General features: G+C 64.1%; 9 protein-coding genes and 1 pseudogene. 6 read left to right on the top strand and 4 right to left on the bottom strand.

From position 1 onward, the window contains the following. Positions 1-447: 447 nt before the first annotated feature. A pseudogene (locus tag HWW87_RS16265) lies at positions 448-582 on the top strand (AraC family transcriptional regulator); the annotation flags it as partial. A gap of 56 nt (positions 583-638) precedes the next feature. On the opposite strand, the gene HWW87_RS16260 reads toward HWW87_RS16265, so the two are convergent. Together HWW87_RS16260 and HWW87_RS16255 are read right to left on the bottom strand one after the other, a co-directional pair. Beyond that, positions 639-2,177 (bottom strand): methyl-accepting chemotaxis protein, encoded by a 1,539-nt coding sequence (locus HWW87_RS16260; protein ID WP_175821149.1) that lies wholly within the window; start codon positions 2,175-2,177, stop codon positions 639-641. Between the two features lie 187 nt (positions 2,178-2,364). After that, positions 2,365-3,033, bottom strand: coding sequence for a haloacid dehalogenase type II (locus HWW87_RS16255; protein WP_124637576.1), 669 nt, complete (start codon positions 3,031-3,033; stop codon positions 2,365-2,367). 457 nt (positions 3,034-3,490) lie between these two features. Here HWW87_RS16255 and HWW87_RS16250 point away from each other — a divergent pair, with 457 nt between their 5' ends. From HWW87_RS16250 to HWW87_RS16230, 5 genes are all read left to right on the top strand, one after another. After that, positions 3,491-4,351, top strand: coding sequence for a GNAT family N-acetyltransferase (locus tag HWW87_RS16250; protein WP_175821148.1), 861 nt, complete (start codon positions 3,491-3,493; stop codon positions 4,349-4,351). Between the two features lie 12 nt (positions 4,352-4,363). Next, positions 4,364-5,290, top strand: a complete 927-nt coding sequence (locus HWW87_RS16245; protein WP_175821147.1) for a glyoxylate/hydroxypyruvate reductase A — start codon at positions 4,364-4,366, stop codon at positions 5,288-5,290. 163 nt (positions 5,291-5,453) lie between these two features. Further along, positions 5,454-6,854, top strand: a complete 1,401-nt coding sequence (locus tag HWW87_RS16240) for an aspartate aminotransferase family protein (protein WP_175821146.1) — start codon at positions 5,454-5,456, stop codon at positions 6,852-6,854. Between the two features lie 85 nt (positions 6,855-6,939). Continuing rightward, positions 6,940-7,431, top strand: coding sequence for a winged helix-turn-helix transcriptional regulator (locus HWW87_RS16235; RefSeq protein ID WP_006749694.1), 492 nt, complete (start codon positions 6,940-6,942; stop codon positions 7,429-7,431). 112 nt (positions 7,432-7,543) lie between these two features. After that, entirely contained in the window at positions 7,544-9,016 is a 1,473-nt protein-coding gene (locus tag HWW87_RS16230; RefSeq protein ID WP_175821145.1) for an NAD-dependent succinate-semialdehyde dehydrogenase, read from the top strand. A 362-nt stretch (positions 9,017-9,378) separates the two neighbouring features. Here the strand turns inward: HWW87_RS16230 and HWW87_RS16225 are convergent, their stop codons facing one another. Next, positions 9,379-11,928 (bottom strand): hypothetical protein, encoded by a 2,550-nt coding sequence (locus HWW87_RS16225; RefSeq protein WP_175821144.1) that lies wholly within the window; start codon positions 11,926-11,928, stop codon positions 9,379-9,381. Positions 11,929-11,945: 17 nt separating this feature from the next. Then, complete coding sequence (locus HWW87_RS16220; RefSeq protein WP_175821143.1) at positions 11,946-12,734, bottom strand: hypothetical protein; 789 nt, start codon at positions 12,732-12,734, stop codon at positions 11,946-11,948. Positions 12,735-12,804: the final 70 nt, after the last annotated feature.

Raw genomic sequence — 12,804 nt, 5'->3', positions numbered from 1 at the left:
ACGAATCGACCGTTTTGAGCCGCCCGCGCAGCATGAATTGCTGCGTGCGCGCCCGTGTCGCCGTGTGCCCGGCGGCGTGTCGCGGCGGCTGCCGAACCCGTGTCGATGCAGGAAATCGTAAGGCCGCAGCCGCCGCAGATTGCGCCGACAAAATTGCCCGTTCGGCATCCGGCGCGCGTTTGGCTCACGCAAACCGCACGTTTGTGTCGAATACGGGCGCGCCTGCCGACGACGGCTGAAGCGAGCGGTACGATGCGGCAGATCGCCGCATGCACGGGCGTCAGCGGTGGCGGTCGCGACGGCACGCCGCGTCTGAAAGTTCAGAGGAATGCCGCTCCATCGGAGCGGCTTGGCGAGAAGGCGGGAAGATGACGGGATTGCCCGGAAACCGGGCCCGTGCAGCCGTCAGGAACCGCGACGCCATGCGGCGACGCGTCCGTCACCGGCATGCCGGCGATGTACGACGTCGACGGCCGCGCGGGCAAGCTGATGGATCTGCTGGTCGCCGAAATCGCGACGATGCCGCGCCTGTCGCTGCATGCGCCGCTGCCGGCCAACGCGCGGCTGGCGAAAGTGTGCCGGCGCGGCGCGAAGAAGGCGGGGTGATGCGCTGGCTGGCAGTGAGCGGCGCGAAGCCGTCACGCGGCGAGCCGGAATACCGATACGGCGGCCCGCAGGCGCGCCGCCTGCTCGTCCAGCGAGGAGGCGGCGGCAGCAGCCTGCTCGACGAGCGCGGCGTTCTGCTGGGTGACTTCGTCCATTTGCGCGACCGCCAGCCCGATCTGTTCGATGCCGGTGCTTTGCTCGGCCGAGGCCGCCGAAATCTCGCCCATGATGTCGGCCACCCGGTCGATCGACCGGACGATCTCCGTCATGCGCGCGCCGGCCGTCTCGACCAGCCGGCTGCCGCTGCCGGCCCGCTCGACCGACGCGTCGATCAAGCCCTTGATGTCCTTCGCGGCCGCGGCGCTGCGTTGCGCGAGCGAGCGGACTTCCGACGCGACGACGGCGAACCCGCGCCCCTCCTCGCCGGCCCGCGCGGCTTCCACCGCGGCGTTGAGCGCGAGAATGTTGGTCTGGAATGCGATGCTTTCGATCACGACGGTGATGTCCGCGATCCGCACCGATCCGTCCGAAATCTGCCGCATCGTTTCGACGACCGCCTGCACGGCGGCGCCGCCGAGTTCGGTCGCATCCTTCGCCTGGGTCACGAGCGCATTCGCCTGGCGTGCGTTGTCGGCGTTCTGTTTGACCGTCGACGTGATCTGCTCCATGCTCGCGGCCGTTTCCTGCAGCGACGCGGCCTGCTGCTCCGTGCGCTGCGACAGATCCAGGTTGCCTTGCGCGATCTCGCCGGTGCCGGTGGCGATCGAGTGGGTCGTGGTCTGGATTTCGGCGATGGTGTCGGTCAGCCGCGCCTTCATGTCGCCGAGCGCGACGAGCAGGCTGCCGGGCGCGGCGTGCGCCGTATCGAACTGCACGTCGAGTTCGCCTGCGGCGATGCGGGCCGCAATCCGCGCCGCATGCGCGGGCTCGCCGCCCAGCGTACGCCTGACGCTGCGCAGCACGCCCCATGCGATGGCCGCGAGCGCCGCGGCGATGACGAGCGTGATGGCGCCCAGCACCGTCGCGAGCCGGGCAAACGCCGCATTGATGTCGTCGTAGAAAAATCCCGTGCCGATCCACCAGTTCCAGTCGGGAATCGCGACCACGCCCTGCAGCTTCGGCTCCAGGTCCGCGTCGGGGCTGCGCTTGATCAGCACGTCGACGAGCGCGAAATGCGACTGCGCCATGCCCGCGCGGTACGCCTCGCTGTCGGTCATGCCGCTGGTCGTGCGGTTGCCTTTCGCGCGCGTGCCGATGAATTTCGCGTTCGGATGCACGAGGTTGACGCCGTCGGACGTCGTGACCCAGAAGTAGCTCTTCGAATTCGCGTTGAGCGCCGACAGCGCGGCCTTGGCCTGCTGCTGCGCCTGCTCCTGCGTGAGCGTGCCGCTCGTCTGCATCGCGCGATACGAATCGACCAGATGCTCGGCCTTGGTCAGCAGAATGACGATCTCTTCGCGGCGGCTGTCGATCAGCGCGTCGCGCAGCGTGTGCAGCGACAACGCGGCGAGCAGGACGACACCGAGCAGCGCCGCGGCGACGAGCATCAGCAGTTTGGTGGACAACTTCATGCGAGGGCCTCGAAATATTAACCGTTCGGTACATATATCGGCCTGGGCGGCCCCCGCCTTGAACGACTCGATCGGTAATTACCCTCGTTTCGTGCGCTGATCGAACGCGCAATGCGACGCGACGGGCCTCGACGGCATCGCGGCCGCGGCCCGTCGCGCGTTCGACGAATCGGCCGGCGCAGGCGGCTTACAGCCCGAGCTGCGTCGCGAGCTGGCCGATGTCCGACACTTCGTAATAGTTGTAGAACGGCGTGCCCGGCTCGTGGCCGCGGTTCACGAACGCCTTGTGCTTGATCCCGAGATCCTCGGCCGTCATCAGGTCGTAGCGCAGGCTCGACGACACGTGCAGCACGTCCTCCGGCTTGCAGCCGAGCTTGTCGAACATGTATTCGAAGCCCTGCATCCGCGGCTTGTACGATTGCGCCTGCTGCGCGGTGAACACCGCATGGAACGGCGCGCCGAGCTTGTCGACGTTGCTCATGATCTGCTCGTCCATCGCGTTCGACAGGATCACCAGCTTGTACTTCGACGCCAGCCGCGACAGCCCGGCCGGCACGTCCGGGTGCGGGCCCCACGTCGGCACCGCATGATAGAAAAGCTCGGCCTCGGCTTCGTCGAACTTCACGCCGAGCCGCGCGCAGGTGCGGCGGACCGAGTTGACGACCACGTCACGGTACGGCTTCCACGCACCGAGCACCTCGTCGAGCCGATAGGCGGCGAACGCGCGCACGAAGGCCTCCATCGTGGCCGGCGACAGCCGGTCCGCATAGATTTCGCGCGCCGTCTCGGCCATCCGGAAATGGGTCAGCGTGCCGTAGCAGTCGAAGGTGATGTACTTCGGTTCAAACTGGATCATGGTCGGGTCCTGTCGGTGTGAAGCCCCGGCAGGGCCGGGGATGGGCTGGGTTTAACGAAATTGAATCAGGGCAAAAAGTCGTTCGCGCATCGTTCGGCGCCACTCAAAACGCAGAATCGCCGCGTGTTGCCCGGCACATGCAGCACGATCTGCGGCGCGGCGCAGCAGGGCCGGCCGGTGGGCGCCACGCTACCGCAGCGGGCTCGCCTGCCGGCGCGGCCCTTCGGCAAGCGGCAGCGCCACCGTGCATTTATCGTAGAGGCATTCCCACAGCAGGAGTGGTCGGATTGACCGGCCGCGTCGGCACGGCACGCGCGTTCGTGCGCGCCGATCGCGCGGGTTTGCATCGATCGTGCGCCAGCGGCCGTCACCACCCGAAAACAGGCGAATCGTCCTATCCGCGCCGCCGGGGCGCTGGCAGAGTCGACATGTCATTCCCACCCATCCGGAGTCCGGCGTGTCCGACCTCAATTCTTCCCGCACGCTTACCTATCGCCCATTCGCCGAAACCGACCTGCCGGCCGCGCATCGTCTGTCGGAAGCCGTCAAGTGGCCGCACCGGCTCGACGACTGGCGCTTCGCGTTCCAGCTCGGCGGCGGCTTCGTCGCCGAGGATGAATCCGGCGTCGTCGGCACCGCGCTCGGCTGGCGCTTCGACGACGCGCATGCCTCCCTCGGCATGGTCATCGTGTCGCCCGAGCGCCAGGGCTGCGGCATCGGTCGCGAACTGATGACCCGCGTGGTCGACAGCCTCGGCACGCGGACCGTGTTCCTGCATGCGACGCCGTCCGGCGAACCGCTGTACGCGAAGTTCGGATTCGAAGCAATCGGCACGATCGACCAGCACCAGGGCGCGGCGTTCCAGCCGCCGCTGATCTCGCTGCCGCCGGGCGAGCGCCTGCGCCCGCTCGGCACCAACGACGGGCCGCGCCTCGCCGCGCTCGCGTCGCGCGCGACCGGCTACGAACGCGGCGCGGTGATCGAGGCGCTGCTCGACGTCGCGAACGGGATCGCGCTCGACCGTGACGGCGAGCTGCTCGGCTTCGCGCTGTTCCGCCGGTTCGGCCGCGGCCACGTAATCGGCCCGGTGGTCGCACCCGATGCGCTGCGCGCGCAAGCGCTGATCAGCCACTGGCTCGCGCTGAACGAGGGCATGTTCGTGCGGCTCGACGTGCCGGGCGACAGCGGGCTGTCCGACTGGCTGCAAGGGCTCGGGCTGCCGCGCGTCGACACCGTCGTCGCGATGGCGCGCGGTGCGGCGCCGGCGCGCGACCCGGAACTGCGCGCGTTCGCGATCGTGAACCAGGCGCTCGGTTGAGCGGGGCGCACGATGAGCTTTCTCTATAAGGCCGACCCGGTGCGCGGCGCGCAGTGGGCGGCGCGCTTCGCGCAACAGGCGCCCGATCTGCCGTTCCGGATCTGGCCGGACCTCGGCGACGCCGAAGCCGTCCGCTATCTCGCCGCATGGCAGCCGCCGGACGATCCGGTCGCGCTGCTGCCGAATCTCGAAGTCGTGTTCTCGGTCGGCGCCGGCATCGACCAGTTCGACCTGTCGCGCGTGCCGTCGCACATCCCCGTCGTGCGGATGATCGAGCCGGGCATCGTCGAAGGGATGATCGAATACGTGACGCAGGCCGTGCTGACGATCCATCGCGACCTGTTCGACTATGCGGTGCAACAGCGCGACCAGGTGTGGCGCGAGCATCCCGTGCGCGCGGCCGCGTCGCGGCGCGTCGGCGTGCTCGGGCTCGGCACGCTCGGCCAGGCGGTGCTCGACACGCTGCGGCGCTTCGGTTTCCCGTGCGCCGGCTGGAGCCGCACGCCGCGCACGCTCGACGGCGTCGACTGTTATGCAGGCGACGCGGCGCTCGACGCGTTCCTCGCCCGCACCGACATCCTGATTTGCCTGCTGCCGCTGACCGACAGCACGCGCGGCCTGCTCGGCGCGCGCGTGTTCGACGCGCTGCCGGCCGGCGCGTCGCTCGTGCAGGTCGGGCGCGGCCCGCAGCTCGATGCGGCGGCGCTGCTCGCGGCGCTCGCGAGCGGCCGCGTCGACAGCGCGATCCTCGACGTGACGGATCCCGAACCGCTGCCGGCCGGCCATCCGTTCTGGACGCATCCGCGCATTCGCATCACGCCGCACATCGCCAGCGCGACGCGGCCCGACACCGCGGTCGACGCGGTGCTCGCGAACCTCGCGCGCCATCGCGCGGGCCAGCCGATGATCGGCGTCGTCGATCGCACGCGCGGCTACTGATGTACGCCCGGCCACGCCTGCCGGGCGCGCAGCAGAAAATGCCGAAGCGCCCCGTACAAACACCGCGCGCATACGTTTCGGGCCGCAAATTGAAGGCGCATGCGGAATTCTCGCCCGGTAGCATGAACTCACCGCTGACACCTGACGAGAGTCCCGCCTTCCCATGAACCAAGCCGCGCTGATCGAAGCCGATCGTCAACACCTGATCCACCCCGTCGTCAACTACCGTGCGCACGAGGCGCGCGGCGTCACCGTGCTGGAATCCGCGGACGGCGTGTTCCTGCGCGACGCCGCGGGCCACACGCTGCTCGATGCGTTCTCGGGCCTGTGGTGCGTGAATGTCGGCTACGGCCGCGACAGCATCGTGAAAGCCGCCGCCGACCAGATGGCCAAGCTGCCCTACGCGACCGGTTATTTCCATTTCGGCTCGCAGCCGGCGATCGAACTCGCCGAACGGCTCGCCGCGCTCGCGCCGCCGTCGCTGAACCGCGTGTACTTCACGCTCGGCGGCTCGGACGCGGTCGATTCCGCGATCCGTTTCATCACCCACTATTTCAACGCGACCGGCCGCCCGACCAAGAAGCAGATGATCGCGCTCGAACGCGGCTATCACGGCTCGTCGTCGATCGGCGCCGGCCTCACCGCGCTGCCCGCGTTCCACCGTCATTTCGACCTGCCGCGCGCGGACCAGCACCATATTCCGTCGCCCTACCCGTACCGCCATCCGCTCGGCGACGATCCGCAGGCGCTGATCGCCGCATCGGTCGCAGCACTCGAAGCGAAGGTCGCCGAACTCGGCGCGGACAACGTCGCCGCATTCTTCTGCGAGCCGGTGCAAGGTTCCGGCGGCGTGATCGTGCCGCCGGCCGGCTGGCTGAAGGCGATGCGCGACGCGTGCCGGCGCCTCGGCATCCTGTTCGTCGCCGACGAGGTGATCACCGGCTTCGGCCGCACGGGCCCGCTGTTCGCATGCGAGGCCGAGCAGGTCGATCCGGACCTGATGACCGTCGCGAAGGGCCTGACCGCCGGCTATGCGCCGATGGGCGCGGTGCTGATGTCCGACGAAATCTATGAAGGAATCGCGGGCGACCGCGCCGACTCGCCCGTGGTCGGCCACGGCCATACGTATTCCGCGCACCCGGTGAGCGCGGCGATCGGCCTCGAGGTGCTGAAGCTCTATCACGAAGGCGGGCTGCTCGCGAACGGCCAGGCGCTGGCGCCGCGCTTCGCCGCGGGGCTCGACGCGCTGCGCGCGCATCCGCTCGTCGGCGACGCACGCTCGGTCGGCCTGCTCGGCGCGCTCGAACTGGTCGCCGACAAGGCGCACAAGACGCGCTTCGACACGGCGCTGAACGTGCCGGACAAGATCGCGGCCGCCGCGTACGCGAACGGCGTGGTGTTCCGCGCGTTCGGCGACGGCGTGCTCGGCTTCGCGCCGGCGCTGAGTTTCACCGCGGGCGAGTTCGACCTGCTGTTCGAACGCGTGCGCAAGACGCTCGACGACGTGCTGGCCGACGCGGGCGTGCAGCGCGCGCTCGACGCCGCGCACGCGCAGCCGGCCTGACAGGCCAAGGGAAAGCCGGGCTTGTGGCCGCCATCGTTCGACTCTAAAGTAACCGGACATTCCATTTTTGCCCTCTCACGTGAACATGACGGACAGCAAGCTGGATCGCATCGACCTGCGCATCCTCTCCCAATTGCAGAAGCGCGGCCGCATGACCAACGTCGAGCTGGCCGATGCGGTCGGGCTGTCGCCCAGTCCATGCCTGATCCGCGTGAAGCGGCTCGAGAAGGCCGGCTACATCGGCGGCTACGGCGCGCACATCCAGCTCGAGAAACTCGGCGACGTGCAGGTCGTGTTTACCGAGGTCACGCTGGCCGACCACCGGCGCGAGGATTTCGACCGCTTCGTCGCGGCGATCCGCAACGTCGACGAGATCGTCGAATGCCACCTCGCGAGCGGCGGCTACGACTATCTGCTGAAGTTCATCACGCGCAGCGTGAGCCATTACCAGACGATCGTCGAAGGGCTGCTCGAGCAGAACATCGGCATCGAGAAATATTTCAGTTACGTGATCATCAAGTCGCCGTTCGTCAAACGGCACTACCCGCTCGAATCGCTGTTCGGCGAACGTCACTGACACCCGGCGCGACATCCTGTAACGCGGCAGCCCGCTGTCCGCGTGGGGTCGTCGCACGCCCGCTCCGCCGTCGTTGTCGTTGTCGTCGAACCGCTTCATTCAAGGACCTGTCATGCCGCTTACGCTGTCCCGAACCGAACTCGTTCGCACCGCCAACCTGATCGACGGCGTCTGGCGCGATGCGCTCGACGGCCGCCGCTTCACCGTCACCGATCCGGCCACGCTCGAGACCGTTGCCCACGCACCCGACAGCGGCGCCGCCGACGCACGCGCGGCGACCGACGCAGCAGCCCGCGCGCTGCCCGCATGGCGTGCGACGCCCGCGCGCGAACGCGCCGCGATCCTGCGTGCATGGCATGCGGCGATCGTCGCGCACACCGACGATCTCGCGAAGCTGATGTCGCGCGAACAGGGCAAGCCGCTTGCCGAAGCGCGCGGCGAAGTCGCCTACGGCGCGTCGTACGTGCTGTGGTTCGCCGAGGAAGCGACCCGCACGTACGGCGACCTGATCCCGCAGCAGCAGCGCGGCAAGCGGCTCAGTGCGGTGAAGGAGCCGATCGGCATCGTCGCCGCGATCACGCCGTGGAATTTCCCGCTCGCGATGATCGCGCGCAAGATCGCGCCTGCCCTCGCGGCCGGCTGTACGGTCGTTGCGAAACCGGCGGAGGACACGCCGCTGACCGCGCTCGCGCTCGCGTTTCTCGCGCTGGAAGCCGGCGTGCCGGCCGGCGTGCTGAACCTGATCACCGCGTCGCGCGAACGCGGCATCGACGCCGCGGCCGACTGGCTCGCCGACGGCCGCGTGCGCAAGATCACGTTCACCGGCTCGACGCCCGTCGGCAAGCTGCTCGCACGCGAATCGGCGGCGACGTTGAAGAAGCTGTCGCTGGAGCTCGGCGGCAATGCGCCGTTCATCGTGTTCGACGACGCCGAGCTCGATGCCGCGGTCGACGGGCTGATGGCCGCCAAGTTCCGCAACGGCGGGCAGACCTGCGTGTCGCCGAATCGCGTGTACGTGCAGGCCGGCGTCTACGATGCGTTCGCCGCGAAGCTCGCGGCGCGCGTCGCCGCGCTGAAGGTCGCGCCGGCGACCGACCCGGCCGCGCAGATCGGCCCGATGATCAACGCGCGTGCGGTCGACAAGATCGCGCGCCACGTCGGCGATGCCGTTGAACGCGGCGCGCGCGTGCTGACGGGCGGCAAGCGACTGACCGAGCTCGGTGCGAACTATTACGCGCCGACGGTGCTTGCCGACGCCAGCGCCGACATGCAGCTCACCTGCGAGGAAACCTTCGGCCCGGTCGCCGCGCTGTTTCGCTTCGAGTCCGAGGACGACGCCGTCGACGCCGCGAACGACACGCCGTTCGGGCTCGCCGCGTATTTCTACACGCAGGACGTGCGGCGCATCGCGCGCGTGTCGGCACGGCTCGAAACGGGCATCGTCGGGATCAACGAAGGCGCGCTCGCGAGCGAGGCCGCGCCGTTCGGCGGCGTGAAGGAATCGGGCTATGGTCGCGAAGGCTCGCGCTATGGGCTCGATGATTATCTGTCGATCAAGTACCTGTGCCAGGGCGGGCTCGAGTGATCGGGGGACGCCGGGTCGTCCGCGCACACAGAGGCCCCCTTGATTTCGACGCAGTTTGCCGGTGTAGGCCGATCTAGCTGGGACAAGGGCTAGCGCTCCCCCAAAAAACAATGATCAATAAAATCAGCTACTTCCTGACCGAGCAGTCATGGAAAAATCTATGGGGAGCGACAAGATCGAGCCGCATCTGACGTGCGCTCTTCAAAAACGGGCCCCCGACAAACGAGAGTACACAGGCTCCTTTGCCACTAGCCGTCAAATCATGCCTACCGATCCGGATACATCAAACTGGACTGTCCCGAGTCGGCGGACGCAGCAGGCTTCCCCGTACAGAGAAGTCTGCTGCTCGGGCGTTGAACCAATCAGACCTGGAAACCCCAGATCAATTGGGCAGAGGGAAATCCGCTACCGCCGGGAATATAGATGGCATTGTTTTGAATCAAGTGTCCATCACCCGTATATTTGGAACTCGCCGTCAAATGCCCCGAAGAATCATAGTTGTTGGCGTTGTATGTCCCATCACTGTTGTATGAAAATTTTGAGAATCCGGTGAGGAATCCTGTTGATGTGTTAAAGCAATCGGCCTCGATCTGACGCCCAAGACCGTCAAATAAATCACGCTCAAAGAGCTTTCCTGACGAGTACTGGTAGTAATCGTAGATGATGTGGTTGACACCAAAAAGTGCGACCATCTCTTGGTTCCCAGTGAACGTATGCGCGATAAAGCTATTATCGACCGCGAAGTCGTAAAGGTGCGTCGCCTGTCCGTTCGAGTAAAAGATGTCCTTTGTCTTGAACCCGCTGCCATTGAAGGTCGCGTATTCGGTCATCTGGCCATTGGCACCGAACAGCGCAGCGAACTGGGAGCCGTCGCTGTTAAAGACGTGGGAGGCATAGCTGCCGTCGAGCTTGAAGTCAAGCTGCTTGGTGGCCTTGCCGTCCGCACCAAAAAAGATATCCTGCGTCTTGACGCCATTGGCGTTGAACTTTGCATACTCCGTTACTTGACCATTAACGCCGAAAAGCGTTGCGGTCTGCGAGCCGTCGGCGCTGTAGTCGTACTTCGTGTAGCTCTTGTCGAGGTTGAAGTTGTACTGTTGCGTCGCGTTGCCATTGGCGCCGTAGAAGATGTCGAGCGTCTTGAAGCCGCTTGCGTCGAACTTCGCGTACTCGGTGATCTGGCCAGTCGTGCCGTACAGCGTCGCGGTCTGCGAGCCATCGGCGGCGAAGTCATACTTCGTGTAGCTCTTGTCGAGCCTGAAGTCAAACTCCTGAATAGCCTTGCCATTCGCACCGTAGAAGATGTCCAGCGTCTTGAAACCGTTGGCATTGAACTTCGCGTACTCGGTCATCTGGCCGCTCGTGCCATACAGCGTCGCGGTCTGCGAGCCGTCGGCAGCATAGTCATACTTCGTGTAGCTCTTGTCGAGGTTGAAGTTGTACTGCTGTGTCGCCTTGCCGTCGACACCATAGAAGATGTCCAGCGTCTTGAGGCCATTGACATTGAACTTCGCGTACTCGGTGATCTGACCGGTCGTTCCGTACAGCGTCGCAGTTTGCGAGCCATCGGCGGCGAAGTCATACTTCGTGTAGCTCTTGTCGAGCCTGAAGTCGAACTCCTGAATAGCCTTGCCATTCGCACCGTAGAAGATGTCCAGTGTCTTGAAGCCGTTGGCATTGAACTTCGCGTACTCGGTCATCTGGCCGGTCGTGCCATACAGCGTCGCGGTCTGGGAACCATCGGCAGCAAAGTCGTACTTCGTATAGCTCTTGTCGATGTTGAAGTTGTATTGCTGCGTGGCCTTGCCATCAGCACCGTAGAAGATGTCGAGCGTCTTGAAGCCAGCGGTGTTGAACTTCGCGTATTCGGTGATCTTTCCGTTCACACCGTACAACGTCGCGGTCTGCGAACCGTCGGCGCTGAAGTCATACTTCGTGTAGCTGTTATCGAACTTAAAATCGTATTTCTGCGTTACCTTACCGTCCTTACCAAAAAACACGTCCTGCAGTTTGAACCCCGAGTAGTCGAACTTCGCTTGTTCCTGGATCTGGCCGTTGGGACCGAACAGGGAAGTCGTGACGGCACCCTTCAACGAAACGTCGCCCTTCACCATCGCCCATCCGCCGTTCAGCAGTGGAATGCCCTTCGTATCAATCGTGAATACCGACTGGCCATCAACGGTGAAGTTGGTGTACTTGATCATGTCGCCCTGGACTTTCTGCCAGTCGACGAGATTCGGATCCATGCCGGAATGCTGGAGAATCCACCAGTCCGCGTAATATTGGGTGTAGGTCAGATATTTGGCAATGGACGGCGGGAGCGTGCCGTAGTATTTACCTGCGGCGTCGACAAACGCCGTGCCGGGATTTGCGAGCGTCTGAGCGGCAGCGGATCCCCACGTTACATTTTTGACGTCGATACCGGCCGACCCCGCCAGTTTATTCAGTTGCAGCGTCAGACGACTGTCGGATAAGTCCGAATGCATGTGACCGGTCGCGCCACCAGTTAGGCCCAACTGGATTGCAACGATGTATTCGGAAAGCAGCGCCACCCCTTCGTTCGTCAAGCCATTGGCAACGGCCTGATCGGGATTCAGCGCAAGCGAACCGCCCATCCCGCCTGGCAGCAGCGCGTGCCCAAGTTCGTGAGCCAGTGTGGTAGCAAAAATATTTGCCGGTTCGCTCCATGTAGGATCGAAGGCAATGACTTTATCTTTCGGATTGGTGTAAACCCCTTTACCTTTTTCTCCGAGCGCGAATTTCCATCCCTCCAATTTACCAAAAGCATTCAATTCGCCGGCGAGGAACGAGGATTTTTCTGCCGCAGCGATGACTGAATTATATGAGGACGAGTTCAATCCAAAAAAGTCGGCCAGCTTCTTAAGAGCATCTTGCTCAAGAGTAATTTTCATTTTTATTGCCCAGCCCCTTAATTCTTCTTTGTTTCAATAAGAATATTGGAAAGCTTGCCAGTCGAATTGAACCCGGCAGTAATAGTCTTCTCATATTGACCGTCTATCTGCTGATACCTCCATGTTTCGCTACCATGAGGTGCGGTGGGCGCGCCTGGACCACCATGAGGGAAAGGCTCGGGCGGGAGACGTACAAATTTATTCGCGAAAATTTTCACCGTAGCATCAAAATCTGGGCCGCCTTCGTACATTCCAAAGTTCAAGGCTGCAGTGACTACGCCTGACTCGTGAATCGTCTTTCCGCCCACGAATCCAGCACCGGCCACTGATCCCCCAAAAAATTCAGATGTCTTAATTCTAGGAAATATCGAATTTGACACGCTCCCAGATATCGAAAGTTGTTGTTCGGAATCACTACTGCTTTCGATTATGCTGACGTTTTCGAGGCTGAAAATATCTTTCAGATTGGCCTCGGTGTAGAACACATCTTGCAGCAGAAGGTCGCCGTCAAAAATGGCCTTGAGATTCTGAACAAACTCAACAGGAGTTTTCGGTTTGGAGATCATCTGCGCCACCTCTTTTCCACCTTGCGGAGAAACGGACTGATTGGTCGGTGAACCTGCTCGTTGCGCGGAATTCAGACGGCTGGTCAACGCAGGAGCCATTTGCGGTACGTCATCAGGTTGTGCATAACGCAGACTTCCCGGCAACGCGTCCGGCAAGTCGGACGCTGGCACCGGCTGCGCATAACTTATGTTGCTTGCCACGGTGGCGGTTGCCACCGCAGCGGCTGTAACGGCTTTCATCAGTTTTACCCTCCCAGAAACTGCGTTTAACAACCACGTTATGGAGTTGATTTAATGCCCCCAAGCTCGT

The organism is Burkholderia sp. BCC0419 (assembly GCF_902830285.1).
Taxonomy (GTDB): domain Bacteria; phylum Pseudomonadota; class Gammaproteobacteria; order Burkholderiales; family Burkholderiaceae; genus Burkholderia.
This window is presented reverse-complemented; position numbering and strand designations above follow the sequence as displayed.

Coding starts and splice junctions, on each gene's coding strand:
- HWW87_RS16235 (WP_006749694.1), top strand. CDS start 6,940: ATGACGGACAGCAAGCTGGATCGCATCGACCTGCGCATCCTCTCCCAA.
- HWW87_RS16220 (WP_175821143.1), bottom strand. CDS start 12,734: ATGAAAGCCGTTACAGCCGCTGCGGTGGCAACCGCCACCGTGGCAAGC.
- HWW87_RS16225 (WP_175821144.1), bottom strand. CDS start 11,928: ATGAAAATTACTCTTGAGCAAGATGCTCTTAAGAAGCTGGCCGACTTT.
- HWW87_RS16260 (WP_175821149.1), bottom strand. CDS start 2,177: ATGAAGTTGTCCACCAAACTGCTGATGCTCGTCGCCGCGGCGCTGCTC.
- HWW87_RS16255 (WP_124637576.1), bottom strand. CDS start 3,033: ATGATCCAGTTTGAACCGAAGTACATCACCTTCGACTGCTACGGCACG.
- HWW87_RS16230 (WP_175821145.1), top strand. CDS start 7,544: ATGCCGCTTACGCTGTCCCGAACCGAACTCGTTCGCACCGCCAACCTG.
- HWW87_RS16245 (WP_175821147.1), top strand. CDS start 4,364: ATGAGCTTTCTCTATAAGGCCGACCCGGTGCGCGGCGCGCAGTGGGCG.
- HWW87_RS16240 (WP_175821146.1), top strand. CDS start 5,454: ATGAACCAAGCCGCGCTGATCGAAGCCGATCGTCAACACCTGATCCAC.